This window comes from Deinococcus metallilatus, from assembly GCF_004758605.1.
Taxonomy (GTDB): domain Bacteria; phylum Deinococcota; class Deinococci; order Deinococcales; family Deinococcaceae; genus Deinococcus; species Deinococcus metallilatus.
In genome coordinates, this window is the sequence record NZ_CP038512.1 from 2,570,558 (window position 1) to 2,597,002 (window position 26,445).

30 protein-coding genes are annotated in these 26,445 nt (G+C 68.5%); 4 read left to right on the forward strand and 26 right to left on the reverse strand.

Annotation, left to right across the window (positions count from 1 at the left end):
• Window positions 1-64: 64 nt before the first annotated feature.
• The 11 genes from E5F05_RS18510 to E5F05_RS18560 all read right to left on the reverse strand — a co-directional run bounded on the left by E5F05_RS18510 (window position 65) and on the right by E5F05_RS18560 (window position 9,128).
• Complete coding sequence (locus tag E5F05_RS18510; RefSeq protein WP_129120112.1) at window positions 65-391, reverse strand: V-type ATP synthase subunit F; 327 nt, start codon at window positions 389-391, stop codon at window positions 65-67.
• Window positions 384-1,364 (reverse strand): V-type ATPase subunit, encoded by a 981-nt coding sequence (locus E5F05_RS18515; protein ID WP_129120113.1) that lies wholly within the window; start codon window positions 1,362-1,364, stop codon window positions 384-386. The genes E5F05_RS18510 and E5F05_RS18515 overlap by 8 nt, the downstream gene beginning before the upstream one ends.
• A gap of 12 nt (window positions 1,365-1,376) precedes the next feature.
• Entirely contained in the window at window positions 1,377-1,946 is a 570-nt protein-coding gene (locus tag E5F05_RS18520) for a V-type ATP synthase subunit E (protein ID WP_129120114.1), read from the reverse strand.
• A gap of 9 nt (window positions 1,947-1,955) precedes the next feature.
• Window positions 1,956-2,249, reverse strand: coding sequence for a V-type ATP synthase subunit K (locus tag E5F05_RS18525; protein WP_129120115.1), 294 nt, complete (start codon window positions 2,247-2,249; stop codon window positions 1,956-1,958).
• Window positions 2,250-2,286: 37 nt separating this feature from the next.
• Window positions 2,287-4,320 carry a V-type ATP synthase subunit I gene (locus tag E5F05_RS18530; RefSeq protein ID WP_129120116.1) on the reverse strand — a complete coding sequence of 678 codons (2,034 nt, stop codon included), beginning with the start codon at window positions 4,318-4,320 and terminating at the stop codon, window positions 2,287-2,289.
• Window positions 4,317-4,634, reverse strand: a complete 318-nt coding sequence (locus E5F05_RS18535) for a V-type ATPase subunit subunit G family protein (protein WP_129120117.1) — start codon at window positions 4,632-4,634, stop codon at window positions 4,317-4,319. The genes E5F05_RS18530 and E5F05_RS18535 overlap by 4 nt, the downstream gene beginning before the upstream one ends.
• A gap of 329 nt (window positions 4,635-4,963) precedes the next feature.
• The gene (locus E5F05_RS18540; protein WP_129120118.1) at window positions 4,964-6,361 is read right to left on the reverse strand and encodes an ammonium transporter; all 1,398 of its coding nucleotides are present in this window, start codon (window positions 6,359-6,361) and stop codon (window positions 4,964-4,966) included.
• An 11-nt stretch (window positions 6,362-6,372) separates the two neighbouring features.
• On the reverse strand, window positions 6,373-6,753 hold the full coding sequence (locus tag E5F05_RS18545; protein ID WP_164973552.1) for a P-II family nitrogen regulator: 381 nt from the start codon (window positions 6,751-6,753) through the stop codon (window positions 6,373-6,375).
• A 257-nt stretch (window positions 6,754-7,010) separates the two neighbouring features.
• Window positions 7,011-8,072 carry a M42 family metallopeptidase gene (locus E5F05_RS18550; protein WP_241687226.1) on the reverse strand — a complete coding sequence of 354 codons (1,062 nt, stop codon included), beginning with the start codon at window positions 8,070-8,072 and terminating at the stop codon, window positions 7,011-7,013.
• Complete coding sequence (pth, locus tag E5F05_RS18555) at window positions 8,059-8,712, reverse strand: aminoacyl-tRNA hydrolase (RefSeq protein WP_129120120.1); 654 nt, start codon at window positions 8,710-8,712, stop codon at window positions 8,059-8,061. Before pth ends, E5F05_RS18550 begins: the two co-directional genes overlap by 14 nt.
• A gap of 5 nt (window positions 8,713-8,717) precedes the next feature.
• Complete coding sequence (locus E5F05_RS18560; RefSeq protein WP_129120121.1) at window positions 8,718-9,128, reverse strand: hypothetical protein; 411 nt, start codon at window positions 9,126-9,128, stop codon at window positions 8,718-8,720.
• Between the two features lie 112 nt (window positions 9,129-9,240).
• Between E5F05_RS18560 and E5F05_RS18565 the strand changes: the two genes are divergently transcribed.
• The gene (locus E5F05_RS18565; RefSeq protein ID WP_129120122.1) at window positions 9,241-10,353 is read left to right on the forward strand and encodes an alpha-hydroxy acid oxidase; all 1,113 of its coding nucleotides are present in this window, start codon (window positions 9,241-9,243) and stop codon (window positions 10,351-10,353) included.
• Window positions 10,354-10,366: 13 nt separating this feature from the next.
• Here the strand turns inward: E5F05_RS18565 and E5F05_RS18570 are convergent, their stop codons facing one another.
• The 14 genes from E5F05_RS18570 to E5F05_RS18635 all read right to left on the reverse strand — a co-directional run bounded on the left by E5F05_RS18570 (window position 10,367) and on the right by E5F05_RS18635 (window position 21,833).
• Window positions 10,367-11,416: a DNA topoisomerase IB gene (locus E5F05_RS18570; protein ID WP_129120123.1), complete on the reverse strand. Its 1,050-nt coding sequence runs from the start codon at window positions 11,414-11,416 to the stop codon at window positions 10,367-10,369.
• Window positions 11,416-12,153, reverse strand: coding sequence for a uracil-DNA glycosylase (locus E5F05_RS18575; protein WP_129120124.1), 738 nt, complete (start codon window positions 12,151-12,153; stop codon window positions 11,416-11,418). The genes E5F05_RS18570 and E5F05_RS18575 overlap by 1 nt, the downstream gene beginning before the upstream one ends.
• Window positions 12,154-12,266: 113 nt before the next feature.
• Complete coding sequence (gene carA / locus E5F05_RS18580) at window positions 12,267-13,451, reverse strand: glutamine-hydrolyzing carbamoyl-phosphate synthase small subunit (RefSeq protein ID WP_129120125.1); 1,185 nt, start codon at window positions 13,449-13,451, stop codon at window positions 12,267-12,269.
• A 166-nt stretch (window positions 13,452-13,617) separates the two neighbouring features.
• Complete coding sequence (locus tag E5F05_RS18585; RefSeq protein ID WP_129120126.1) at window positions 13,618-14,148, reverse strand: N-acetyltransferase; 531 nt, start codon at window positions 14,146-14,148, stop codon at window positions 13,618-13,620.
• Window positions 14,149-14,233: 85 nt separating this feature from the next.
• Entirely contained in the window at window positions 14,234-14,704 is a 471-nt protein-coding gene (locus E5F05_RS18590; RefSeq protein WP_129120127.1) for a GNAT family N-acetyltransferase, read from the reverse strand.
• 116 nt (window positions 14,705-14,820) lie between these two features.
• On the reverse strand, window positions 14,821-15,327 hold the full coding sequence (locus tag E5F05_RS18595) for a GNAT family N-acetyltransferase (protein ID WP_129120128.1): 507 nt from the start codon (window positions 15,325-15,327) through the stop codon (window positions 14,821-14,823).
• Window positions 15,328-15,355: 28 nt separating this feature from the next.
• Complete coding sequence (locus tag E5F05_RS18600; protein WP_129120129.1) at window positions 15,356-15,868, reverse strand: HIT family protein; 513 nt, start codon at window positions 15,866-15,868, stop codon at window positions 15,356-15,358.
• Window positions 15,865-17,274 carry an argininosuccinate lyase gene (gene argH / locus E5F05_RS18605; RefSeq protein WP_129120130.1) on the reverse strand — a complete coding sequence of 470 codons (1,410 nt, stop codon included), beginning with the start codon at window positions 17,272-17,274 and terminating at the stop codon, window positions 15,865-15,867. The genes E5F05_RS18600 and argH overlap by 4 nt, the downstream gene beginning before the upstream one ends.
• A 20-nt stretch (window positions 17,275-17,294) precedes the next feature.
• Window positions 17,295-17,687 (reverse strand): hypothetical protein, encoded by a 393-nt coding sequence (locus E5F05_RS18610; protein WP_129120131.1) that lies wholly within the window; start codon window positions 17,685-17,687, stop codon window positions 17,295-17,297.
• Window positions 17,684-18,145, reverse strand: a complete 462-nt coding sequence (locus tag E5F05_RS18615; protein WP_241687227.1) for a GNAT family N-acetyltransferase — start codon at window positions 18,143-18,145, stop codon at window positions 17,684-17,686. Before E5F05_RS18615 ends, E5F05_RS18610 begins: the two co-directional genes overlap by 4 nt.
• The gene (locus E5F05_RS18620; protein ID WP_129120132.1) at window positions 18,142-18,630 is read right to left on the reverse strand and encodes a GNAT family N-acetyltransferase; all 489 of its coding nucleotides are present in this window, start codon (window positions 18,628-18,630) and stop codon (window positions 18,142-18,144) included. Before E5F05_RS18620 ends, E5F05_RS18615 begins: the two co-directional genes overlap by 4 nt.
• 2 nt (window positions 18,631-18,632) lie before the next feature.
• On the reverse strand, window positions 18,633-19,877 hold the full coding sequence (locus tag E5F05_RS18625) for an argininosuccinate synthase (RefSeq protein WP_129120133.1): 1,245 nt from the start codon (window positions 19,875-19,877) through the stop codon (window positions 18,633-18,635).
• Window positions 19,878-20,124: 247 nt separating this feature from the next.
• Window positions 20,125-20,592, reverse strand: a complete 468-nt coding sequence (locus E5F05_RS18630) for a hypothetical protein (RefSeq protein ID WP_129120134.1) — start codon at window positions 20,590-20,592, stop codon at window positions 20,125-20,127.
• Between the two features lie 92 nt (window positions 20,593-20,684).
• Complete coding sequence (locus tag E5F05_RS18635) at window positions 20,685-21,833, reverse strand: pyridoxal phosphate-dependent aminotransferase (protein WP_129120135.1); 1,149 nt, start codon at window positions 21,831-21,833, stop codon at window positions 20,685-20,687.
• A 131-nt stretch (window positions 21,834-21,964) separates the two neighbouring features.
• Here E5F05_RS18635 and E5F05_RS18640 point away from each other — a divergent pair, with 131 nt between their 5' ends.
• Window positions 21,965-22,576 carry a LysE/ArgO family amino acid transporter gene (locus tag E5F05_RS18640; RefSeq protein WP_129120136.1) on the forward strand — a complete coding sequence of 204 codons (612 nt, stop codon included), beginning with the start codon at window positions 21,965-21,967 and terminating at the stop codon, window positions 22,574-22,576.
• A 22-nt stretch (window positions 22,577-22,598) separates the two neighbouring features.
• Here the strand turns inward: E5F05_RS18640 and E5F05_RS21475 are convergent, their stop codons facing one another.
• Window positions 22,599-22,733, reverse strand: coding sequence for a DUF433 domain-containing protein (locus tag E5F05_RS21475; protein ID WP_206733035.1), 135 nt, complete (start codon window positions 22,731-22,733; stop codon window positions 22,599-22,601).
• Window positions 22,734-22,943: 210 nt separating this feature from the next.
• On the opposite strand from E5F05_RS21475, the gene E5F05_RS18650 reads away from it, so the two are divergent.
• A complete protein-coding gene (locus E5F05_RS18650) occupies window positions 22,944-23,270 on the forward strand; it encodes a hypothetical protein (protein ID WP_129120137.1) in 327 nt (108 codons plus the stop codon).
• Window positions 23,271-23,355: 85 nt separating this feature from the next.
• Window positions 23,356-26,430 carry a carbamoyl-phosphate synthase large subunit gene (gene carB / locus E5F05_RS18655; protein WP_129120138.1) on the forward strand — a complete coding sequence of 1,025 codons (3,075 nt, stop codon included), beginning with the start codon at window positions 23,356-23,358 and terminating at the stop codon, window positions 26,428-26,430.
• The last annotated feature ends 15 nt before the right edge of the window (window positions 26,431-26,445 follow it).

The window sequence follows — 26,445 nt, forward strand, 5'->3', positions numbered from 1 at the left end:
GTCTAGATGATGCCCAGAACGGCGTTTGTGCCTTAGGCCGTTCGACGGTTTGACCGTTCGACCCTCAAAGCTTGATGTCGAACCCGATGGTGTCCCGCACCAGCTTGCCCATGTACGCCTTGGCGTCCACCGTGTCGGAGGAAAAAGCGTCGGCCAGGCTGGGGATCGGCAGCAGGATCGGGAGGTCACGGCCACGCATCACCCGGGCGACCGAGCCTGCCGGATCGGGGATCAGGCCCTGGTCCACGGCGATCAGGCCGTAGTTGCCCTCGGTGATCAGGCGTTCGAGGGCCTGCTCGGCCGCGCCGGGCGTGGTTTCGACGACTTCGGTGCCCGCGAGGCGGTAGCCGGTCGCGGTTTCGTGGTCGGTGAGCACGACGACCTTATACATCGGCGAGCTCCTTCCTGAGTTCGTCGGCGGGGAGGTTGTAGTACTTCCCGCGGCCGATGAGGCGCAGCTTGGCGATCTCCTGTTCCTTGCGGCGCAGGTAGTCGAGGACGACGCCCGCCCCCAGCGCGTCACTCATGGCGACGTTGCGGGAGGCCTCGTCGAGCAGACGCCGCGCGACGAATTCGGCGCTGGCGAGGTCCGGCGCTTCCAGGATGGCCTGGAGCTGGGGGTCCCCCACCGTGTTGTCGCCGCCCGCGATGCGCAGAAAGTCGCTTTCCGACACTTCCCGGCCGCCGGGGATGAAGTAACGGTTGGTGGCCGCCGTGCCGCGCAGTTGCCGCGCGATCAGCAGGTTCCGCACGTCGATCTCGCGCGTGAAGTAGCGCCGCACGTTCACGCCGCGCACGCTGGCGAGCACCGCGCGGTAGTACCCCTGGTCGAGGGCGACTTCGAGGTCGAGCAGGCTGCCCGCGCCCCCGCTGACGGCGGCGCGCAGCACCCCGCCGATCTTGCCGCCCGCCACCGCGAGCGTCTGCGCCAGTGAGGCCACGTCGGTCGCGCTGGCGGCGGCTTGCAGGACCGGCCAGGGGATGGTCCCGGCGGGCACCAGGCCCGCGAGGATCTCCTCGCTGCTGCGGCCCGCCAGGACGCCGCGCACCAGCGTCTTGATGTTCAGCACGTCGTAGCGCAGCAGCAGGGCTTCCACCTCGCGGGCGGGCTGGCCCACCGCGATGGAGCGCAGGTGCTGCACGCTCCGCAGGTAGTTGTGGCTGAGGGCGGCGTCGAGTTCCGCCAGACCGGCTTCCTGCGCGGTCGCTTCCCCGAGGTCCTCGCGCAGCGGCGTCTCCGACACGCTCCGCAGGTACTCGGCGTAGTTCGCCGCATTCGCGGCGTCCTCGATGACGCGGCCCGGCAGGAGGTCGGCGCGCAGCATCCGCACGCGCCCGTTGATGTAACCGTAAGCGTTGGTCAAGGCGGACTTCCTTTAGCTGTTCAGGAGGCGCGCGACCTCCGCCGTCAGGGCTTCGCGGCCGGATTGCAGGCGGCCGAGCAGCGTGTTCTGCACGCTGGTCTTGCCGCCGCGGCCCACCAGCCGCACACCCGTCTCGACGGCGGGGTTGGGGCGCACCTCCAGGTGCAGACCGAGGTGCGCCAGCGCGGCCTGGGCCGCCGCCACCTCGTCGGGGTGGACTTCCACCACTTCGGCGCTGGGGAGGGCGGCCTGCGCTTCCTGGATCAGGCGCGCGAGAATCTGCGGGTACTGCGGCGAGGCGGGCGCGGCGCGGAGCTGGGCTTCCGCCTCCTGAAAGGCGCGGGTCTGCGTCTGGTCGGCGGCGGCCAGCCGCTGGGCGTTCATTTCGAGGTCAGCGGCGCTGCGGGCGCGGGTCAGGCCCGCCTGGAGTTCCGCGTCGAGGCTGCGCTTCTGGCTTTCGAGCAGGGCGCTGGCACGTTCGCGCGCCGCCGCGAGGATGGCCGCGGCGCGTTCCTGCGCCCCCGCGCGGATGCGCGTGATCTCATCGCGCGTTTCATGTTCGAGGATGTCACCGAGGCTCATCAGGTCGCCTTACCGCAGGAGGAAGAAGCCGACGAAGCCGAAGATCACGAGCGTCTCGGGCAGCACGAACCAGATCAGCATCTGACCGAACTTCTCGGGGCGCTCCGCGACGACGCCCGCCGCGGCCGCACCGATGGGACCCTGCGCCAGGCCGGTGCCGACCGCGCCGAGGCCCAGCGCGAGGCCCGCGCCAATAGCGCGCAGGCCGACGGCCGTGGCGTCAGTCGCGCTGGCGGCGGCGTCCTGGGCGAACGCGACGGAAGCGAGGAGCAGGATGGGCAGGACTTTGAACAGGTTCTTCATAGGTTTCCTCCGGTGGTGCCGTGGTGATGGCTGAGATTTATTTGCGGACGCTCGCACGAGCGAAGGGGACGTAGCGGGGGCCGCTCTCCTGGTAGAACCCGGTGGGGTTCAGGAATTCCAGGTAGTGCAAACGGAGCGGCTGCATGATGTGACCGATCAGGGTCAGGGCCAGGAAGAAGCTGTGGACGAACAGGCCGATCAGGATGCCGAGAATCGGCCCGATGACCGGCAGGACGCCGCCCAGGCTCCAGCCCAGGTCGGTCGCCAGGTTCGCGAGAATCGCGGCGGCGACGCCCACGGCGAACAGACGGGTGAAGCTGATGATGTTCCCGCCCTGCGACAGCAGTTCGATGGGCAGGATCGGCACGTCCCTGATGATGCGGATGTAGCCGACGACGAACACCAGGAAGCCCGCGAGCATCACCAGCACCAGCGGGTTCCCGAAGTTGCCCAGCGCGCCGAAGTCTGCCCCGATCTTGGAGATGTAGGCCAGCAGGATCAGGCCGAGCAGCCCGCCCATGATGGCGACCGCTTCCCAGAAGTGGCCGGTCTGGCCGTGCTTGCGCGCGAGCTGCGCGCGCAGGCCCCAGGCCCAGAACAGGTAGATGATCCCCACCGCCAGGCAGATCAGCATGATCACGCTGGCGAAGCCCGCGTCGGTGCGGGGGAAGAGAATCGGGATCAGGCCGGTCGCGTGCTCGCCGCCCGCGCCGACCTGCACGCCGTAGATGCGCTGGATCAGCCCCGGGTTCAGGTAGAACACGTGCAGTTTCTCCAGCACGTTGCCGAAGAATTCACCGGTGAGGAAGCCCCACAGGATGGTCCACAGGCTCATGGTGCGGATCACGGTGGACACCTGCTGCAAGGTGGCCGGGTCGAGGCGGATACCCAGGAAGCCCAGGTCGAGGTCCTCACCCCGGCGGCCGCGCGCCTGCATCCACAGGGCCGCGAGCAGGAAGATCAGGCCGAAGCCGATGTCAGCGACCACGAAGCCGAAGAACAGTGGGAAGAACGCCGCGATCATCCAGGTCGGGTCGAAGGTGCCGTAACGCGGCGGCTCCGAGACGCCCAGCAGGAACTCGAAGTTGCGGGCGTAGGGGCTGTTGCGCAGCTTCACCGGGATGGTTTCCGCGTGGTGCTCGTCGGCGGGCTGGACCTCGTACACGACCTGGCCCTGCATCCCGTCCATCGCCGAACGGAAGGTGCCCATCGATTCGTCGGGCACGTAGCCCTGGAGGACAAAGCCGTACTTGCCGCGGGCGGTCTGCGCGCGGGCGTCGTCGATGGCGACGCGGTCCGCGAGAGCGTCGCGAATGGCGTACAGCCTGGCGCCGTGCGCGGCCGCGAGGCGGCGCTTCTCGGCCCGCACCTCGTTCAGGGCGGCCGGGTTCGCGCGCGCGATCCGCTCGAACTCCGCCTGCACTTCGCTGACGGGCAGCGCGTCGAAGCGGCCGGGCAGGCGCAGTTCGCCCACCCGGGCGCGCGACAGGGCGGCGCGGGCCTTCTCGCGGTCGGCCCGCAGCACCGCGACGGCGGCGGCGATGGTGTTCTGGTTCACCCGGTCACTGGCGAGGGCGGAGCGGTCCCCCAGGTCCTCGCGCAGCGCCGCTTCCACGGCGCTCAGCTCCTCGGGCGTCTGCACCGTAAAGGTCAGCAGCGCGAGGCGGCGGCTGGTGTCCACCCCACCTGCCAGGCGGGCCAGGACACGCACGACCTCACCGTACGAGGTCTGCGTGTCGAGGTCGGACTGGAGTTCGGTTTCCCGCGCGTTCAGCACGGAGGCGGGCTGCGCGACCTCCTCCACCCGCGCCGTCCACTCCCCTTCGGGGGGCAGGGGGGCGGGCGCGCCGCGCAGGGCGCCGAGTTCACCCAGGGTGCTCTCGACGCGGGCCAGGAGCCGCTCCGAGCTGCGGCGCTCGTCGGCGGCCAGGCCGCCCAGCGGTCCCGTCTCGAAGCCTGCCGCGCTCAGCGGAACGATGTGGAGCACCCCCGCCCGTTGCAGGGCGGCCATGATCTCGCGGCTGTCACGCTGACGGCCCGCGACGATCACCTGGTGCATCGGGCTGATCACGGCAGCACCGCCCGCAGGATGCCCTCGACGGCGGCGCCGAGCTTGCCCACGCTGCGGGCCTGCACGGCGCTCACCTCTTGCTGCGCGTTCGCGCGGGCCTCGCTCCGGATGCGCTCCGTCTGTTCGGCCAGCACCTGCTCGAACTCGCGGCGCATCTGCGTGGCCTGCGCCTGGGCCTCCTGCTGCATACGCGCGGCCTGCGCCTCGGCGGCCTCGATCTCGCGCTGCGCCTCCGCCCGCGCGGCCTCAAGCTGCGCGTCGAGGGCACGTTCGCGGGTCGCGAGTTCACTCAGGATTCGACTAGCGGCGTCCAAATCGCTCCTCCTTTCTCCAGCTCACACGGCTCCAGCTCACAGGTCCTCCGGCGTCCGGCTTCCGTGGTTCACGGCGCTCCACCCACAAGGAATGGAGCGCACAAGGGCATCAGCCCGGTTGTGGAATCACAAGCCTGACGAAGCTTTCTGTCAAGGCCCCGCAAATAGTACCATAAGGCCCGTTCAACATGAGGAGGGACAATAGCCCTCACAAGCACGGGAAAGAGCGTCAGGAGCGTCGCCTTCCGCGTCTTCTCTTTGGCCATGCCCATCCGTCACCTCCGCCGGGGAGGCACCCTCGCCCCGTTTCGGTCCCGTCCCCACGGGCATCATGCCGAGGGAGCAGGTGGTCTGTCGATGACTCCCGAGGTCATGGGCAGCGGACAGGAGGGGAGCTTCTCCCCGGGAGAAGCACGGCCGAGCGGCCAGTCGCCGCCCAGAAATACCGGAGCCCCCAGGCCGGTTTCGTTCTCGCTGTAGCCCTGCTCGCTGTGGGCGCTGAGGTCGATGCCGACGACCTCCTGGCTGGCGGGCACACGCAGGGGGGTGAACAGGCGGACGAGGCTCAGCAGGGCCAGGGACCCCAGGCCGGTGTAGGCGATACTGACCACCACGCCGACGATCTGGATGACGAGCTGTTCCCCCACCGGCTTGCCGCTGCCGGTCGTCCAGGCCAGCACGCCGGTCAGGAGGGCACCGACGATCCCGGCGACGCCATGACAGGCGAACACGTCGAGGGCGTCGTCCGCGCGCAGGCGGCGCTTGGACTGCACGGTCCAGAAGCTGGCGGTCGCGCCCAGCACGCCGACCACCAGGGCGGCCCAGGGACTGACAAAGGCGCAGGCGGGCGTGACGGCGACCAGGCCGACGACCAGCCCCGTGGCGGCCCCGACGGCGGTGGGCTTGCCGCTCCGGCGGCTTTCCCAGGCGAGCCAGGTGAGCAGGGCGGCCGCCGGGGCGACCAGGGTATTCAGAAAGGCGAGGCCCGCCGTCTGCCCGGCCCCCAGCGCGCTGCCCGCATTGAAGCCCAGCCAGCCGAACCACAGCAGGCCCGCCCCCAGCAGCACGAAGGGGACATTGTGCGGCACGTGGGCGGTCCGGGCATACCCCAGGCGTGGCCCGAGCACCAGCGCCGCGACCAGGGCACTGACCCCCGCCGCGATATGGATCACGGTGCCGCCCGCGAAATCCAGCGCCCCAAGCTGATAGAGCCAGCCGTCCGCGCTCCAGACCCAGTGGGCCAGCGGCGCATAGATCAGCAGGCTCCACAGGCCGCCGAAGCAGAGGAACGCCCCGAAGCGCATCCGCTCGACGACCGCGCCGCTGATCAGGGCGAGCGCGATGATCGCGAACATCGCCTGGAACGCCGCGAAGACGGAGGTGGGAATGGTGCCGGTCAGGCCGCCTTGCAGGCCAACCAGCCCCAGGTGGCCCAGGCCGCCCACCAGCGCGTTGCCACCCTCTCCAAAGGCGAGGGTGTACCCGGCGAGCATCCAGAGGACGCCGACCAGCCCCATCGAGACGACGCTCATCATCATGGTGTTCAGCACGCTCTGGGCGCGGGTCAGGCCGCCGTAGAAGAAGGCGAGGCCGGGCGTCATCAGCAGCACCAGGGCCGCCGACACCAGCATCCAGGCCGTGTCGCCCGTGTTCAGCTCCGGGCGGGCCGTCTGGGCGAACGCCGCGCCGCCGAGCAGCCCCAGCAGAGGAAGGATTTTCTTGAGCATGGCAGGCCTCCTCAGACCGGAAAGCCCGGCGTGAGCCTGGTTTCGGTGACGGGCGTGAGGGCGGCGGCATCTTCCTCGCCGGTGCGGATGCGGATCACGCGCTCCAGCGGCTGCACGAAAATCTTGCCGTCCCCGACCTCGCCGGTGCGCGCCCCCTGGCAGATGGCCCGGATGGCGACCTCCACGAACGGCTCACTGACGGCCATCCGGAACTCCACCTTGTCGCGGAACTCGATCATCACGCGGGTGCCCCGGTAGTGTTCGACGATCTCCTGCTCGCCGCCGTGCCCGGACACGCGGCTGAGCGTCAGCCCGCTGATCCCCGCCTGAAACAGCGCCTCCTTGACCTGCTGCACCCGCTCGGGGCGCACGACCGCCGTGATCAGTTTCATGCCGTCTCCTTTTTCGAGGACAACTTGCAGAGAACGGTCCCTGCCTGCCGCAAGAGTAGGCAGATTCGTACGGCATGTCAAAGGAATTTCTGCCAGATGTACATACCTTTGGAGACAAAGTGCATAATAGAGCGGAGATTCACCTCCTGTGAGTGCCGAAAAGTGCAGCCCGGAGCGCCAACGGCGGACATGAGACAAGGCAAAGGAGCCGGGGGAGAAGCTGCTCCAGCCTCTCCCCCGTCGTCAAGGACCGCAGTTCAGCGCAGGTAGGCCACCAGCAGGTCCACGCCCGCCCGCAGGTCCTTCGCGTGGACGGCCTCCACAATGGTGTGGATGTACCGCGTCGGCACGCTGAGGGTGACGCTGGGGACGCCTGCCCGGGTCTTCTGGATGGCCGCTCCGTCCGTCCCCCCCAGCGGCAGGACTTCGAGCTGATACGGGATGCCCTCGCGGTCGGCCAGGTCCACCAGTTCGTCGACCAGCCAGCGGGTCGAGATCATGGAGGAGTCGAAGACCTTGATGCCGATCCCGTCCCCCAGGCGCGTGACGGCCTCGTCCGGCCCCACGCCGGGCGTGTCCACCGCCAGCGTCACGTCCAGGCCGATGCCGAGCGTGGGTTCCACCCCGTAGGCCGCGACGACCGCCCCGCGCAGGCCCACCTCCTCCTGCACGCTGAAGACGGCCACCACGTCATGGCGGGGCGGGGTATCCGCGAGGCGGCGCAGCGCCTCCAGTTGCAGGAACACGCTGGCGCGGTCATCCATCGCCTTGCCGACGATCAGGTGGCCGACCTGGCGGGCCGTCTGATCGAGGGTCACCATGTCACCCACCCGCACGCGGCGCCGGACCTCCTCGGCATCCAGGCCGAGATCGACGAAGAATTCCTTGATCTCGGGCACCTTCTTGCGGTCTTCCGGCGTGGCGATGTGAACGGGCCTGCCCCCCGGCGTCAGCACGCCCGGCAGAGGGCCGCCGCGCGTCTGCACCGTCACGTTGCGCGCGAAGAGGTTGCGGGGGTCGAACCCGCCGAGCGCCTGCACCCGCACAAAGCCCTTGTCGTCGATAAAGCGCACCAGGAAGCCGATCTCGTCCATATGGGCGCTGAGCATGATGCGCTCGCGGCGGTGTTCCCCCCCACTGGCCTCGCCCTGGCCCTTCTTCAGCGCGATCACGTTCCCGAGCGCGTCCACGCGCACCTCGTCGGCCAGGCCTTCCAGTTCGCGCAGCACGAAGTCACGCACCGCGTCCTCGTTGCCGGGAACGCCGTTCAGGTCCGAGAGTTGGCGGAGCAGGTCCAGCCGCAGTTCAGTGGTGGTCACGTGGGCCAGCATACGCCGCACCCGCCGCCCCGGGTTCCGGCTGGGGCGCAGGTTCCGGCTTGGGGCGCAGGTCGGTGCCGTTGAAACGGGCCTGCCCCTCCGCCAGCCCGGCCTGCGCCCAGACCTCCACCGCGTCCGCGCCCAGCCGCACGAGTTCCGCGAGCGTGCCCACCTCCTCCGCGCGCCACCGGCTCAGCACCCAGTCGGCCGGGTCCCAGCCCGCCGGAGGACGCGAGATACCGATCTTCAGGCGGGGGAAGTCCGGCGTCCCCAGCACCCGGATGATGTCGCGCACGCCGTTCTGCCCGCCGTGCCGCCCTCCCAGGCGGAACTTCAGCAGGCCAAAGGGGCTGTCGAGGTCGTCCTGCACGACCAGCAGCGCGTCACCGCCCAGCTTGTAGAAGGCGAGGAGCGGCCCCACCGCCTTGCCCGAGGCGTTCATGAAGGTCTGGGGCTTGACCAGCAGCACCTTCGCGCCGGCCGCCGACCCGACGCGCACCTCGGCCACCTCCGCGTCCTTTTCCTTGCGCCACACGGCCCCCCAGCGGCGGGCGACCTCATCCACGACCAGCCAGCCGACGTTGTGGCGCGTCTGGGCGTACTGGCTGCCCGGGTTGCCCAGGCCCACGACCAGTTTCATCGGCTTCAGGCCTCCAGGCTGTCCAGCGTCTCGCGCCAGCGGGCCTCGGTTTCACGCACGCGGGCATCCCCCTGCGCGCGGGCGTACCCGGCGCGGAAGTTCGCGAAGCGGGTGTCCGAGTCGGCAAACAGCAACCCCAGCGCCTGCCGCACGTCCGAGACGTTCCGTTCGCTCAGCGTGGTGTCCTTGGCGTCCAGCACTTCGTCCAGCGTCGCCATCAGGCCCGAGAGGGGGCGCAGCCACTGGAAGGAGGGATCGTTCATGACCAGCGAGTACAGCGCGAAAGGCCCCCCCACCGGACCGTGCAGGAACTCGTACTCGCCCTTGGCGAAGTCGAGCAGCGCCGAGTGGAAGTGCCGCAGCGCCTGGGCGAGCGCCGTGAGCTTTTGCCGAACCGCCGCGTCTGAAGCCGTCATGGGGAGAGGGTAGCAGGGGAAAGGGCAGGTTTCAGGAGTGAGGGGTTAGGCGTTAGGGGTGAGAAGGTGTGGAGGCTTTCCAGTCCCCGCCCCCTGCCTGTTACCCTGACCCATGACCACCACCGACCTGCCGGAAGCGAACATTCCCGAGTTGGACGGCACCGTGAATCTCACGGACATCGAGGCACTGGGGAGAAGTCGGCTCGACCGCAACGCGCTGGAGTACTACGCGAGCGGCGCGAACGACGAGGTCACTCTGAGCGCCAACCGCGCGGGCTTCCGGGCCATCCGTCTGCGGCCCCGCGTGCTGGTGGACGTGTCGGACGTGGACGCCCGGACGGAGGTGCTGGGCCTGCCGCTGAGCTTCCCGGTGGGTATCGCGCCGAGCGCCTTTCACGGCCTCGCCCATACTGACGCGGAACTGGGCACCGCGCGGGCGGCGGCCTCGGCGGGCAGCCTCATGACCCTCAGCACCTTCAGCAACACGCCGATTGAAGAGGTGGCCCAGGCCGCCGCCGGGCGCTTCTGGTTTCAGCTCTACCTCTACACCGACCGGGAAGTGAGCGCCGAGGTCGTGCGCCGGGCGGAGGTCGCAGGTGCGCGGGCACTGGTGCTGACGGTGGACGCCCCCTTCCTGGGCCGCCGCGAGCCGAACGAACGCCACCGGTTCGCCCTGCCACCCCACCTGAGCGTGCCGAACGCCGGGAGCCGCGAGCAACTGCGCGCGATGGAATCCGAGGCCGGGTCGCAACTCGTGAACTACTTTCAGGGGCTGGTGGACAAGACCTTCACCTGGGCGGACCTCGCCTGGCTGCGTTCCATCACGGCGCTGCCCATCGTGCTGAAGGGGATTCTGACGGCGGAAGATGCCCTGCTGGCCGCCCACCACGGCGCTCATGTCTGGGTCAGCAACCACGGGGGAAGGCAACTCGACACCGCCGTGAGCAGCATCGAGGCGCTGCCCGAAGTGGTGGACGCCGTGCGGGGGCAGGTGGAGGTCTACCTCGACGGCGGCATCACGCGCGGGACGGACGTGCTCAAGGCCGTTGCCCTCGGCGCCCGCTGCGTCTTCCTGGGCCGGGCGGCGCTGTGGGGCCTGGCCGCCGGGGGTGAAGCGGGCGTGCGCCGCACCCTCGACCTTCTCCACGACGAGGTGCGGCTGGCGCTGGCGTTGTGCGGCAAGCAGAACATCGGCCAGGTGGGGCGGGATTTGGTGCGGGTGTGAATGGACCCGAAGTTCAGGCGGCCTCCGGCTCCTTCTTCCTCCCCCTTCTCGTCCGCAGCGCCTTTTCACTCTCCAGCATCCGCTTCAGCGCGGCCTCGGCGCGGGTCAGGCCCTCCAGCTCGGGTTCGGTCCGGTTGGCGCGCGGTTCATAGTCGTCCAGCACCTTGCCTTCCTGATAGCGGTCGAAGATCACCGGGCAGATGTAGCTGCTGCGCGTGACGGCGGGGGTGTTGCCCAGATCGTCGGCCACGAACTTCACGCACTCCACGATGGTCTTGCGGGCCTGGCGGTCCGACTCGGGCGCGCCCGCTTCGGCCAGGAACTCGGCGGCCAGCAGCGTGCCGCCCCAGGTGCGGAAATCCTTGGCGGTGAAGGGGCCGATCACCTCGCGCAGATAGCTGTTCAGGTCATGGGCACGGACGCGGGTACGGACCTCGTCGTCCATGCTCTGAAAGAGCCAGGGGCCGGGCAGTTCCAGCAGCCGCTCGATGTTGGTCGCCAGTGTGCGGTTGCGGACCGTCTTCTCCTGAAGGATGGAGTGCTTGCCCCGGAACTTGAAGGTGATGTCCTGCCCGCTCACCTTCACGTGCCGCTGCCGCAGGGTGGAGAGGCCGTAAGTCTTGTGCTCGCGGGCGTAGGCATCGCTGCCCACCCGGAAATGCGCGACGTGCAGCAGCCGGGACATGACCGCCAGCACCTTGCGGCGAGGCAGGCCCGAGAGGCGCAGGTCAGTGGCGGTCACGGTGCGGAGGGTCGGCAAGGCCCCCGCGAAGCGCGCCAGCCGTTGCCACTTCTTCAGCGCCCCCGCCTGCACGAAGTCGGAGTGATAGCGGTACTGGAGGCGCCCGGCGGCATCCCGTCCGAACGCCTGCAATTCCGCGTCCGGGTCGGGCGAGACGTACACGTCCGTGTAGGCGGGCGGCACCGCCAGCGACGCGATGCGGGCCAGGCCTTCCTCGTCGGTGTACTCCTCGCCGTCGGGCCAGAAGTAACGGAACTCGCCCAGTTTATTGCCCTCGCGGTGCAGGTACTCGTCGTGCAGAAGGTCGGTGCGGCCCGCCATCACGCCACCTCCGGCTCGGCGGGGAGTTGCCAGTCAATCGGCGTCTCGCCCGCCTCCTCCAGCGCCGCGTTGATCCGGCTGAAAGGCCGCGTGCCCAGGAACTTCGCCACGCTGAGCGGGCTGGGATGGGCCGACTCGATGATGACGTGGTGCGGATTCGTGACCAGTTTGGCCTTTTTACGGGCATAGGCGCCCCACAGCACGAACACCACCCGCGTGGGCTTCTCGTTCACGGCGCGGATGATCGCGTCAGTGAACTGTTCCCAGCCCTTCCCCGCGTGGCTGTTCGGTTCGCCCTGACGGACGGTCAGCACGGCATTGAGGAGCAACACGCCCTGCCGCGCCCAGGACACCAGGGAGCCGTGCCTGGGCGGCTTGAAGCCCACGTCCTCCTTCAGCTCCTTGTAGATGTTCTGGAGGCTGGGGGGCACCCGCACGCCGGGCCGCACGCTGAAGCTCAGGCCGTGCGCCTGCCCCGCCCCGTGATAGGGGTCCTGCCCCAGAATCAGCACCTTCACCTCGTCATAGGGCGTGAGGCGCAGGGCACTGAACATGTCCTGCGACGCGGGATACACCGGCCCGGCCTCCCGCTCGCGCATCACGAAGGCCCACAGGTCGCGGAAGTAGGGTTGGCTCGTTTCCCCTTTCAGCACCTCGTCCCACCCGCCGGGGAGGTGGACGGGCGGCGCGGTGCCTGGGTCGGGGGGCGGGTTGAACAGGGGGGCAGGGTCGGTCATGAGGTGGCCTCAGTCTCCCCCGGCCAGCCTGGAGGCACCCCGTCCCCTCAAGGAACGCTCAAGCAAGAGCGGGCCACCCGGTCACAGGCCGCCCGCCAGAAAGGACGGAACGCTTACACGCCCAGCCGCCCCGCCGAAGCCTTCAGAACGGGCGAGCCGTTCGCGCCGTCGAAAGCGTCGATCTCCTCAATGAAGCGGTCGAAGAGGTAGCGGCTGTCGTGCGGACCGGGGCTGGCCTCGGGGTGGTACTGCACCGAGAAGACCGGATACCGGCTGTGCGCCATGCCTTCCAGCGTCCCGTCGTTGAGGTTGACGTGGGTGGCGACAAAGGCCCCGTTCGGGATGGAGTCGATGTCCACCGCGTAGCCGTGGTTCTGCGAGGTGATCTCCACGTTCCCGGTCAGCAGGTTCTTGACCGGCTGGTTGCCGCCCCGGTGTCCGAACTTCATCTTGAAGGTCTGGCCGCCCGCCGCCAGCCCCAGAATCTGGTGCCCCAGGCAGATGCCGAAGGTGGGCAGCAGGCCCATCAGTTCCCAGGCGGTCTTGTGGGCGTACTCCAGGGGGGCGGGGTCGCCGGGGCCGTTCGACAGGAAGAGGCCGTGCGGCTGGAGCGCCATGATCTGCGCCGGGGTCGTGTGCGCCGGGACCACGATGGGTTCGATGCCCACCTCCGAGAGCCGCTCGATGATGGTGTGCTTGATTCCGAAGTCCATCAGCACGACGCGCTTGCCGTGCCGCAGCGTGGGGAAGGCGTAGGGCAGCGGCGTGGTGACCTCGCGGGTCATGTCGTGCCCGTCGATGTCCTGGTGGTCGCGGGCCCGCTGCACGTAGACCTGTTCCTCGGCGGGCGTGAACTCGCCGTAGGGGTCTTCGGGGTGCGTGTAGGACCGGTGGGCGATCACGCCCTTCACCACGCCGCCCGTGCGGAGGCGCCGCACCAGCGCCCGCGTGTCGATGCCCTGGATGCTCACCACGCCGTACTGCTGCATGAAGGCTTCCAGCGACTGCTGCGCGCGGTGGTTGGAGTACTCGCCGGAGAACTCGCGCGAGATGAACCCCCGCACATACGGCTTGTTGCTCTCCATGTCGTAGATCGCCACGCCGTAGTTGCCCACGTGCGGATAGGTGATCGTCACGATCTGCCCGTTGTACGAGGGATCGGTCATGATCTCCTGATAGCCGGTCATGGAGGTGTTGAACACGACCTCCCCCACCGTCTCGCCCCGGTGGCCGAAAGCGTAGCCGCGGTAGACCGTACCGTCTTCCAGCGCCAGGATCGCGCGTTCTTTCCGAATCATAGGAACCTCCATTCGCGCCTCACGGGACGCAGTTCATGGCGGAAGCTTTGGGCGGTCAGCCGTCAGCTTTCAGCCACAGAGCTTAGCAGGGTCAATGCCCGCCGATTGTCCGCGTCACACGGTCGGGCAGGCCACTTCACACCTCGCCCGGACATGCCAGGAGGCTTCACCCCAGCACCTTGAACATCGCGATCTCGTTGCAGTTCTCAAAGAAGGCGCAACGCTGGCACTCGCTCCAGACCTTCGGGTGGAGGTTCGTCTTGTCGATCCGCACGAAGCCGCACTTCTCGAAGAAGCCCTGCTGGTAGGTCCAGGCGAAGAGGGCGGGGAGGTCGATCTCCCGCGCCTCGCGTTCGCAGGCCTCGACAAGCTGTTTGCCCAGCCCGCGCCCCTGCATGTTGGGATGAATGGCGAGGCCCCGCACCTCCGCCAGGTCGGGGGCGAGCATATGCAGCCCGCAAACACCCGCCAACCCCCCCGGTTTCCCCTCGTGCGCCTGCGCGATCACGAGGTGGAAGTCCCGGATGGTTTCGGCCAGCAGCGCCTTGGAGCGCACCAGCATCAGCCCCCGCGCCGCCCAGTAGCCGATCAGCTCATGGACGGCGTCAATGTCGCTGAGTCGGGCCTTGCGGGTGGACAGCGGGGCCTGCGGGTGCAGGTCGGGGACGGCGATGGAGTCCAGCGACAGGAGGGTCATGGGGTACCCCCCTGCGCGATATGCGGGACGCGGGAAGCAGGGTGATCACAAACCGCGCACCGCGGCCTGCGTACCGCCTCCCCCCCTACGCCTGGCTGACCTTCTGGTCCAGGGGCCGCATCCAGGTCGTTCCACCGGGGCGCTCGCTGCGGGCACGGTACGCCTGAATCTGCGGGGCGTCGGGCAGTTCGCCCATCACCACGGCCAGGGGCACCTGCTGAAAGCCGAAATTGGCCCAGTCGCCGCCATTGCTGAACATGTAGATCGCCCGGTCGCCGCGTCCCTGGGCATATTCCACCGCGCTCATCACCAGGCGGCGGCCCAGGCCATGCCCCCGCGCTTCGGGCAGGATCGCCGCCCCGCGCAGCAGGGAGGCCCCCTCGCCATGTTCCAGGCCAATCGCGCCCACCGGATGCCCGCCCCGTTCCAGCACCCAGTAGGTCGTGCCGGGGGCCAGCGCCTCCTCGGTGTCCAGCCCGGCGTCGTGGAAGACGCGGGTGACGGTGTCCTTGTCCTGGGGACCAGCGAGGCGAATCTGAACGTTCGAATCGGTCATGGATGTGCCCTCCGGGTTCGGTCGCACGCAGGCCGCCCACGCGGGGGCCTGGCACGGCTGGATTTTGAGTGCGCGCAGCATAGCGCAACCCGGCCCCGGTGGAAGTCAGAAAGTCTTCAGCCACCGCCCACGCCCTCTCCCGGAACAGTGAGGTTCCGCTTCCAGGCCTGCTCCTCCGCGATCCAGCCCTTCAACACGCCGCTGCGGACCTGCGGAGCTTCGGGCAGCGCGGCGGCGATGGCCTCGGCGCTGGCGGGCACGAAGCCGAAGCGTCCCCAGTAATCCCCCGCCTCCTGGCTGAACAGGTACACGGTCCGGTCACCGCGCAGTGTGGCCTGCGTCAGCGCGCTCTGCACCAGGGCGCGGCCCAGGCCCTGCCCCCGCGCTTCGGGCACCACCGCTGTCGAGCGGATCAGCGAGGCTCCCTCGCCATGCTCCAGGCCGATGCAGCCGCCGGGCACGCCGTCGAGTTCGGCAATCCAGTAGGTGCAGCCCTGCGGCGTCACGCTGGAGGTATGCAGCCCGCAGCGCGTCAGCAGGTCGAGGATGAGGGGAAAATCGGCGGGCGCGGCCTGGCGCAGTTTGACATGCATGGTGTTGAGGGGCACGGGCGTGAGGGTCATCTCGGAGGCCTCCTTCAGGGGGCGGAGTTCAGGCGGGATCAGGTGGGGCGGACGTTGCGGTCCTGCATCGTCGCTCCGCCTCCCGCGCGGCCTCCTTCAGGAAGTGCCGCAGTCCTGCTCCCGCCGAAACGTCCGTGTTCCAGCGCGGGATGACGTGCAGGTGAACGTGCGGGCTGTATTTGTCAGGCCTGGGCTGCCCGCCCGCCGGGTAGACATTCCCGTCCACCGTGTACCCGTCCGGCTGCACCGCCCTCACCTCCGCGAGCAGGGCGTGGGTGGCGGCGGCCTCCTCGGGCGTGAGGTCGAAGACGGTCTGGCAGGGGCGTTCGGTGATGCTGATGCCGGAGTAGAGCGGACCCTCCGCGTACCGCGGTTGCCGCTGGCTGTAGACGCCGAGGTCGTTCTGAATCGTCCAGCCCTCCCCACTGAGGCGGCCCGCCGTATCCGGCACGAGTGGATTCTCGTCCGAATGCGCCAGCCAGCGCGCCCATTCCTCCCGCTTCGGCAAGAGCGCCCCGTCCAGGTCCACCGTCACCTTCACGAGAGCGCCGCCTTGGCCGCTTCAACCTGTTCGCGCACGCGCTCCGGGGCGGTGCCGCCGTAACTCTGGCGGGCTTTCACACTCTCCTCGACGGTGAGGGAGCGGGCGACCCCGGCATTCAGCAGGGGATGGGCCGACCTCAGTTCCTCATCGGTCAGGTCCCAGAGTTGCCGCCCCGTCCGGCTGGCGAGGCCCACCAGTCCACCGACGACCTCGTGCGCCTCGCGGAAGGGGACGCCCGAGCGGGCGAGGAAGTCGGCCAGGTCGGTGGCGGTAGAAAAGCCGCGCGCCGCCGCCGCTTTCGTTGCCCCCGCGTGCCACACCGTCTTCGGCAGCATGTCGGCATACAACCGCAGCACGACGGAGAGAGTGTCGTAGGAGTCGAACACGCCCTCCTTGTCCTCCTGAAGGTCCTTGTTGTAGGCCAGCGGCGTGCCCTTCACGACCGTCAGGAGGCCCATCAGGTTGCCAAAGACGCGCCCAGCCTTGCCACGCGCGAGTTCGGACACGTCAGGGTTTTTCTTCTGCGGCATGATCGAGCTGCCGGTCGTATGAGAATCGGGCAGCGTGAGGAAGCCGAACTCGAAGGTCGAGTAGAGAATCAGTTCTTCCGAGAGGCGCGAGAGGTGCGCGGCCAGGATCGCGCAGGCCGAGAGGAACTCCAGCGCGAAGTCCCGGCTCCCCACCCCGTCGAGGCTGTTGGCGGTGGGCCGCGCGAAGCCGAGGGCGGCGGCGGTGGCGTGACGGTCCAACGGCCAGGGCGTGCCCGCCAGCGCCGAACTCCCCAGCGGCGACTCGTCCATCCGTTCGGCGGCGTCGCGGAAGCGGCCCTCGTCGCGCTCCAGCATCGCGGCGTAGGCCATAAACCAGTGCGAGAGCAGGATGGGCTGCGCGACCTGAAGGTGCGTGTAGCCGGGCAGGATGATGGGTTCGCCGCCGTCGCTGGTCAGATGCTTCCCGGCCTCGCCTACCATGACGGCCCGCAGTGCCCGCGTCTTCTCCGCGAGGTCCAGCGCGGCCTCCTTGGTGAACAGGCGGAAGTCCACCGCCACCTGGTCATTCCGCGAGCGGGCCGTATGCAGCTTGCCCGCCACCGGCCCGATGCGGTCGCGCAGGGCGGCCTCGACGTTCATGTGAACGTCCTCGCGGTCCAGCCGCCACTCGAACTCGCCCGCGCGGATGTCGGCCAGGATGGCGCGGAGGCCCTCCTGAATCTGCCCCACCTCGTCCGGGGTCAGGATGCCCACCTGCCCCAGCATCGCCACGTGCGCGAGTGAGCCGCGAATGTCCTGCTCCGCCAGACGCTGGTCGAAGCCGACCGAGGCGTTGAACAGTTCGACCAGGCCGTCGGTGGCCTCAGCGAAGCGGCCGCCCCAGAGTTTCTTGTCCGATGTGGATTGGGTCATGGTTGCCGGTCCGTTTTCCTTCAGGTGATGCCCGAGAACAGCGTGATAAACAGCTTGACGACGAAGTAGCCCAGAATTGCGCCCCCCACCGCCAGCGCGCCCAGCAGCGTGCCGGTCCCCCGCATGACGTTCCGGCTGGTTTCCTGGCAAGCTTCCCGCGCGGGTTCAACTCCCAGCTTCCGCACATCCTCCACCGAGACGACCACATTGAAGCAGTCGGGAAACTCGACATAAGCCGTGTTGGGTGTGGCCTCGTTCAGAGCGGACACCGGGACCCGCTGAACAGCCAGCATGCCCACCCCGATCTGTGTTCTGGGCCGGTAGGCTCCTGCCGGTCCCTGAAGGGTCGGCGCGCAAGAGGATAGGGAAGCCAGGAGCAGCAGGGCCGACAGGGGCAGGACTTTTCTCTTCATGGTGTTCTCCCGCTCTCTTTTATCAGCACCGTCGGCGGGGGACTGCCCGGGTGGGCGTGGGCGTACACGGCAGCCGGGTCGACCCGGTAACCCAGGCGCTCGTAGAAGGGAAGAACGTCCAGGTTGTACTGGCTGACCGCCAGCAACAGGCGGGCGTAGCCGTCACGGGCGGCCACCTCCTCCACCGCCCGCACCAGTGCGGCGCCGATGCCCTGGCCGCGCACTTCGGGGCGGGTGGCGAGCTTGTTGAGGGTCAGTGTGTCCGGACCGTCGGGCCGCCAGCCCACGCAGCCCACGGCCTCCCCGTCCCGCCAGGCGAGAAAGCCGCCCCCCTGCCCCAGACTCCAGACCACGTCCTCCACGCGCGTGCGGCTCCAACTGCTGCGCGGGTCCATGCCCGCCGCCATCATCACGGCGTGGAAGGCGAGAGCATCGGCGGGGGTGGCGGGACGGATCACTGTGATGGCTCCAGCGTGAGACGCATTTCCGGGTTGCTCGCCTCCACGAAGCCCAGCCGTTCGTAAATCCGGCGGCCCAGCGGCGCCGCGTGCAGGCTCACACTCCGCAGGCCGCGCGCTTCGGCTTCCGCAAGGACCGCCCGCATCAACGCCTCTGCCAGCCCCCGGCGACGATGCTCCGGCGCCACGTACATGTTCATGACATACGCCTTAAGGAGTGCCGGGTCCTTCGCGCTCGGCATCTTCGGCTGGAACATCATCCCGACGCCAGCCACGATCTCGCCACCCGTTTCCACCAGACAGCCGACGTAGCCACCTGACGGAATCGCGCCGCGCAACCAGTCAGTCCAGAGCGCCTGTTGCGCTGCCGCCTCCGGCAGCGTCAGGTCACCCATGTCCACGAACATCTGCCCGCGTTGCCGGGCAACGGTCGCGGCGTCCGCGGTCGCAGCAGGGCGAATCGTGTACCCGGCGGGAAGCTCCATCGTCAGACCGTCTCGACTTCCTGCTTCCCCGCCTTCGCGTCCACCCGCGCCTGCACGCGCATCCGCAGGGCGTTGAGCTTGATAAAGGCCCCGGCGTCGTGCTGGTTGTAGTCGCCGCCCGCCTCGAAGGACACCAGGTCCTTGTCGTACAGGCTGCGCGGCGCCTTGCGGCCCACGACAATACAGTTGCCCTTGTAGAGCTTCAGGCGGGCGGTGCCGGTGACGGCCTGCGCCACGTGGTCGATGTAGACCTGCAAGGCCTCGCGTTCGGGGGCGAACCAGAAGCCGTTGTAGACCAGTTCGGCGTACTTGGGGGCCAGGGCGTCGCGCTGGTGCAGCACCTCGCGGTCGAGGGTCAGGCTCTCGACGGCGCGGCGGGCGTGGTAGAGCAGCGTGCCGCCGGGCGTCTCGTACACGCCGCGCGACTTCATGCCCACGAAGCGGTTTTCGACGAGGTCAATGCGGCCCACCCCGTTCCGCCCGCCGATCTCGTTCGCCTTTATCAGCAGCGCGGCGGGGGTCAGGCGCTCGCCATTGATCGCCACCGGGTCGCCGTTCTCGAACTCCACCTCCACGTATTCGGGCTGGTCGGGCGCCTCCTCGGGGCTGACGGTCAGCTTGAACATGTGGGCGGGCGGCTCGGCCCAGGGGTCTTCGAGGATGCCGCCCTCGTAGGAGATGTGCAGCATGTTCGCGTCGGTGGACCAGGGGTCCTTCTTGGTGGTGGGCACCGGGATGTCGTGCTCGCGGGCAAAGGCTTCGAGGTCCGCGCGGCCCTGGAAGTCCCAGTCGCGCCAGGGGGCAACGGTCACGATGTCGGGCTTGAGCGCATAGGCCGTCATCTCGAAACGCACCTGATCGTTCCCCTTGCCAGTCGCGCCGTGCGAGACGGCCACCGCGCCTTCCTTCTCCGCAATCTCCACCATCTTCTTGGCGATCAGGGGCCGGGCGATGGAGGTGCCCAGCAGGTAGTAGCCCTCGTACAGCGCGGCGGAGCGGAACATCGGGAACACGTAGTCGCGCACGAACTCCTCGCGCAGGTCCAGCGCATAGGCGGCGACAGCACCGGTGTTCAGCGCCTTGACGCGCGCCTCCTCCACCTCGTCGCCCTGCCCGAGGTCGGCGGTAAAGGCCACCACGTCGTAATCCTTCTCGGTCTGGAGCCACTTCAGGATGATGGAGGTATCGAGGCCGCCGCTGTACGCGAGGACGATCTTGTCTTTCTGGCCCTGTTGTTCGTTCGCCATGCTGCATTCTCTCCGGTTTCTGAGGGGAGGCCTGGGGACACACAGACACCCCGGCGTGACGTGCCCGGCCTGTCCGTATGGGGAAGGCCGGGGCGTCAGCGTCGGGGGGTCGGGGTCTGCATATACCTGTATGGTTATACGCCGGTGACGTATAGCTATGCAGAGGGTAACAGGCGGGGCGTGGAGGGTCAAGCCCAGGTCAACGCCCCCGGTCTGCTGCACCGGGGGCGGGGGGACGGGCGGAACCTCAGCGGATCTGGTAGTTCAGGCCGAGACGCACCCCCGCGCCCAGGCCGATCCCCGACCCCCCGTTCGAGATGGCGATGGTCGGACCGACGTTGCCTTCCACAAAGATGCTGACGGGGCCAGCGACGTTGTAGCCCAGGCCGCCCAGGACGTGGGGATACGCCGAAACCCCGGTGTACGACCCGACCGAGGCGCCCACGCCCAGGCCAAAGCCGTAGTAGGGGTTGAGGCCACCAAAATTCTGGCTTCCGGCATTGCGCAGGTAGGCCACCTCGCCGCCCAGACCGACCGAGCCCCCCCGGAACAGGTTGAGGGCGTTCAGGTTCAGGCCGTACCGCACCGCCGAATTCGCCGTCAGGTCCGTCTGGTAATGCAGACCCGCCGTGGTCCCGATATGACCACCCACCGAGTCGGCAGCAGCGGAGGAGACGGCCGTCAGGGCCAGGAGTCCGAGCAGGGTCTTCTTCATGCCCGGATCATAGGCAAAGGCCAGAGCAGAAGGAAGGTGACTTCCTTGACAAATTCTCTCCAGGTCTTTGACCGTTCATTCATGCTCGTCCATCAAACCGGGCGATGTTCCGCCTCCCGGTCAGCCTGGACAAAGCGGCCCAGCCGTTCCAGCGCCTGCTCCAGTTCCGCCTGGGATTTGCAGAAGGCGAGGCGAAACAGGCCCTTCAGGGCTGGCTCCCGCGCGGCGAAGGCCTCACCGGGAATCACGGCCACGCCCGCCCGTTCCACCAATGTCCCCGCCTCCCAGCCGGGGCGGCGGGCCATCAGGAAGTAGGTCCCGCCGGGACGGAAGACCTCCGCGCCCAGGTCGCGCAGGCCGCCTGCCAGCAGGTCCAGCCGCGCGGCGTACCCCTCCCGCAGCCCCTCGTAGAAGCCACTCTGCCGGGCGACGGGCAACGCCGCCGCGACCGCCGCTTGAAACGGCGTGGGCGCACAGAAGGAGGCCACCTGCCGCAGCCCCGTGAGATTCCCCACATAGCCGGGCGGGCAGGCCACCCACCCGACCCGCCAGCCCGTCGCCTCCAGCCGCTTCCCGGCGCTGCCGACGGTGAAGGTCCGCTCGGGCGCGAGCGTCCGCAGGCCCAGGGGCCGCTCCCCGAAGTACAGTTCGTCGTACACCTCGTCGGAGATCAGCCACAGGTCGTGCTGCCGGGCCAGGGCGGCCACGGCCTCCAGCTCCTCCCGCGTGAAGACGCGCCCGGTGGGATTGTGGGGGCTGTTGAGCAGCAGTGCCCGCGTGCGGGGCGTGACGGCGGCGCGCAGTTCGTCCAGGTCCAACGTCCAGCCGCCCTCCGCTGTCAGGCGCAGCGGGACCGTGACGGGTGTCGCCCCCGCCAGCCGCGCCTGGGGCAGATAGATGTCGAACACGGGTTCGAGCATCAGCACCTCGTCGCCGGGGCCGTAGAGGGCCTGGGCGAGGAGGCCCATCGCCTCCGTCGCACCGGTCGTCACCACCACGTCCACGCCGTCCACCCCCAGGTCCGCCCCCAGCGCGTCCCGCAGCGCGGGGAGGCCCGCCGGGGGCGCGTACTGGTCCAGGGTGCCCACCGCCTGCCGCGCCGCCTCCAGCAGAAAGGCGGGGGGCGAGTCGGAGGGGAAGCCCTGCCCCAGGTTGATCGCGCCATGCTGCGCGGCGAGGCGGCTCATGCGGGCAAACACACTCTCCTGGGAGGACCGGGCGCGCGGCAGCAGTTCGGGCATGGAGGCAGTCTGGACGCGAAAGGGGCGCGTTCAGGCGGGGCGGGTTAGGCAGGCCTCCATCCTCAGCCCGTCTCTTCCCCGCCGTCGGGGAGGACCGGAGGTAGTGGGGCCTCTGGCTTATCCTCTCCCCCGTGCCACCCTTCCTGCGCGGCCTCACGCTGGGCCTAACGCTCATCGTCGCCATCGGCCCGCAGAATGCCTTCGTGCTGCGGCAGGGGCTGGCGCGGCAGCACGCCCTGCTGGCGGCGCTGGCCTGCTCGCTCTCGGACACGTTGCTGGTCACGCTGGGGGTGCTGGGCGTCGGGGCCTTCCTCGCGCGGAACCCGGGCCTGACTGTTCTGGGGACGTTGGCCGGGGCGGCCTTTTTGCTGTGGTACGGGTGGCGGTCCTTTCGGGCGGCCAGGAAGCCAGGCACGTTAGACACGGCGGGTCAGAGTCAATCCAGGCCCCGCGCCGTGATCGCCACCGCCGCCGCCTTCAGCTTCCTGAATCCTCACGCCCTGCTCGATACGGTCGTGCTGATCGGCGGGGCCAGCGCGGGCCTGAGCGGGAGTGGACGCCGGGCCTTTCTCGCGGGAACAGTCCTGGCCTCTTGGTTCTGGTTCTTCTCGCTCTCGCTCGCCGGACGGCAGCTCGCACCGCTGATGCGCTCGCCCCGCGCGTGGCAGGTGCTGGACGTGCTGGTGGGGCTGATGATGTGGGCGGTGGCGGGGGGGCTGGTGCTGGGGCTGAGGCAGGGCTGAAGTTGTCCTGCCCGCCAGCCGCTCACGCACTCTGGCGCGTGTGGTCCACATAGCGGGCCGCCCAGATCAGCGCGGCATAAATGTCCTCGCGCTCCAGCTCCGGGTCATCGCGCAGAATCTCCTCCACTTCCACACCCGCGCCGAGTAGGTCCAGCACGTCACTAACCCGAATCCGCCCCCATCCCGCGAATGCACGGGCGTCCGCCACACTGCAAGGGGTTCACGGTGATGCCCTCAGGGAGGGTCATGGGGGAAGTGTACTGTGCGCCGAAATGCCGATGCCCGCCGCTTGCCACTGGTCTATGCTCCCTCCATGCGGACAACAGGAGGCCCAGACCGATACGCGCCTTGAAGGAGAGCGCGTATCATGGCAAAACACAGTTGGGAACGCGCCCGCTGGAAGCGGCGGGAAGCACGGCGGCGGCTGGAGGTCGGGGGATGGTGGACGGGGTGGTTTCCCCTCTTCGCCTCTGAGCAGGACAAAGAGGAATGGCAGCAGCGCGTCAGGTATGTCCAGAAACGCTTGGAGGGTTCTGTTCACGGCTGCATGAGCGAGGCCACACGCGTCAAGCGGCGTGGATGGCGGCGAGCCGGGCGGGAAATCTGCCGCCTGCATGTGCTGGGGGCACATGACGAGGCCGAGGCGCTGGACCCTCAGCCGCGCCGTCTGGGGGTGATGTGGGACATCTGGTAACTGCCTGATCTTCCACTCGTCTGCATAACCTTGCAACCTCCGGTCACGTTCCTCCCCAGCCCACGTGCTAGGCTCAGGACTCGGAATGCCTAAGCGTACCGACCTCCAGACGATCCTTATCCTCGGCAGCGGCCCCATCCAGATCGGGCAGGCGGCCGAGTTCGACTATTCGGGCACGCAGGCCCTCAAGGCGCTGAAAAAGGAGGGGTACCGCGTCGTGCTGGTCAACAGCAACCCGGCGACGATCATGACCGACCCCGACCTCGCCGATGCCACGTACCTTGAGCCGCTGACCCCGGAATTCGTGCGCCGCGTGATCGAGAAAGAACGGCCCGACGCCCTGCTCCCTACCCTGGGCGGCCAGACCGCGCTGAACCTGGCGATGGAACTCAACGCCAACGGCACGCTGCAAGAATTCGGCGTGGAACTGATCGGCGCGAACGCCGAGGCCATCCACAAGGGCGAGGACCGTGAAGCCTTCCAGGCTGCCATGAAGAAGATCGGCGTGGAGACGGCGCGCGGGAAGATGGTGCATTCGATGGAAGAAGCCGTCGAGTACCAGAAGGAAATTGGCCTCCCCATCGTCATCCGCCCCTCCTTCACCCTCGGCGGCACGGGTGGCGGCATCGCGCACACCTACGAGGACTTTCTGAACATCACGGAGGGCGGCCTGCGTGACAGTCCAGTGACCTCCGTGCTGCTCGAAGAATCCATTCTGGGCTGGAAGGAATACGAGCTGGAAGTGATGCGCGACCACGCGGACACGGTGGTCATCATCACCAGCATCGAGAACTTTGACCCGATGGGCGTGCATACCGGGGACTCCATCACGGTGGCCCCCGCGCAGACCCTCAGCGACGTGGAGTACCAGCGCCTGCGCGATCAGAGCCTCGCCATCATCCGCGAGATCGGGGTGGACACGGGCGGCAGCAACATCCAGTTCGCGGTGAACCCGGAAAACGGGCGCGTGATCGTCATCGAGATGAATCCGCGCGTCAGCCGCTCCTCGGCGCTGGCGAGCAAGGCGACCGGCTTTCCCATTGCCAAGATCGCGGCGTTGCTGGCCGTCGGCTACCACCTCGACGAGTTGCCCAACGACATCACGCGCAGCACACCTGCCTCGTTCGAGCCGAGCATCGACTACGTGGTGACGAAGATTCCGCGCTTCGCCTTCGAGAAGTTCCCCGGCACGCCCGATGCACTGGGCACCCAGATGCGCTCCGTGGGCGAGGTGATGGCGATTGGCCGCACCTTCAAGGAAAGTCTGCAAAAGGCGCTGCGGAGCATCGAGGCGGACGTGCGCGGGGCCTTTGCCGAGATGAGCGACGAGGAGTTGCGCGGCCTGCTGTACGGCAACCCCCGCCGCATCGAGGCCGTCATCGAGCTGCTGCGCCGGGGCGAGGGCGTGCCAACCCTCCACGACGCGACGAAGATCGACCGCTGGTTCCTGTCGCAGGTGCAGGAGATCGTGGACGCGGAGAAGGAACTCCTCGAACTCGGCCCCATCGCGGAGTGGAAATATGAAATCTGGCGCGAGGTCAAGCGCCTGGGCTTCAGCGACGCGCGCATCGGGGAGATCGTGGGCCTGCCGGAACTGGAAGTGCGTGCCCTCCGCAAGGCGGCGAAGGCCACGCCCGTCTACAAGACGGTGGACACCTGCGCCGCCGAGTTCGAGGCCTACACGCCTTACCACTACTCGACCTACGAGTGGGAGGACGAGGTGACGCCCACCGACAAGCCCAAAGCCGTGATCCTGGGCAGCGGCCCCAACCGCATCGGGCAGGGGGTGGAGTTCGACTACGCCACCGTTCACGCCGTGTGGGCGCTGCAAGAGGCCGGGTACGAGACGATCATGGTCAACTCGAACCCCGAGACGGTCAGCACCGACTACGACACCGCCGACCGCCTGTACTTCGAGCCGCTGACCTTTGAGGACGTGATGAACATCGTCGAACACGAGCAACCCGTGGGGGTCATCGTGCAGCTCGGCGGGCAGACGCCGCTGAAGCTGGCGAAGCGGCTGGCGGACGCGGGGGCACCGATCATCGGCACCTCGCCCGAGACGATCCACCAGGCGGAAGACCGCGCCTCCTTCAACGCGCTGTGCGAACGACTGGGCCTGCCCCAGCCGAAGGGCAAGGTGGCGGAGACGCCCGAGCAGGCCATGCAGCTCGCCGCCGAACTCGGCTTCCCGCTGATGGCCCGACCCTCCTACGTGCTGGGGGGCCGCGCCATGCGGACGGTGCGGAGCATGGAGGAACTGACCACCTATCTGGACGAGGTGTACGCCGCCGTCGAGGGGCAGCCCAGCATCCTGCTCGACCAGTTCCTGGAGGGGGCGCTGGAACTGGACGTGGACACCCTCTGCGACGGCGAAACGGCTGTGGTGGCGGGCATCATGGAACACGTGGAGGCCGCCGGGGTCCACAGTGGCGACAGCGCCTGCGTGCTGCCCCCGGTGACCCTTGCGCCCGACCTGCTCGCCCGCGTGAAGGCCGACACCGAACGCCTCGCGCTGGAACTGGGCGTGAAGGGCCTGATGAACGTGCAGTGGGCGGTGAAGGACGGAACCGCGTACATCCTCGAAGCGAACCCGCGTGCCAGCCGCACGGTGCCCTTTGTCTCCAAGGCCGTGAACCACCCGCTCGCCAAGAGTGCCGCGCGCATCGCCGTGGGGCAGACCTTGGGGCAGATCGGCTTCACCGAGACGCCCACGCCGGGCATGTACTCGGTGAAGGAGGTCCACCTCCCCTTCCTGAAGTTCAAGGGCGTCTCCCCCATCCTCGGCCCGGAGATGAAAAGCACGGGCGAGAGCATGGGCATCGACACCGACCCGTACCTCGCCTTCTACCGCGCGGAGCTGGGGGCCAAGAGCAACCTGCCACTGTCGGGCACGGCGCTGCTTCTCGGTGAAGGGCTGGACGACGTAGCCGCCACGCTGGAGGGCGCGGGCCTGAAGGTGATCCGCGAGCAGGAAGGTGACACACTGCCCGACCTCCTGATCGACGTGACTGGCTCGCCCCTTCTCCGCACGGCGCTGGAACGTGGCGTGCCGATTGTCAGCACCCGCGAAGGGGCGGAGTGGACGGCCAGGGCGATAGCAGCGGCGAAGGGGAGGGAGTTAGGGGTAAGAAGTTTGCAGGAGTGGGTGGAGAGCTAAAGTTTCGGGGCTTAA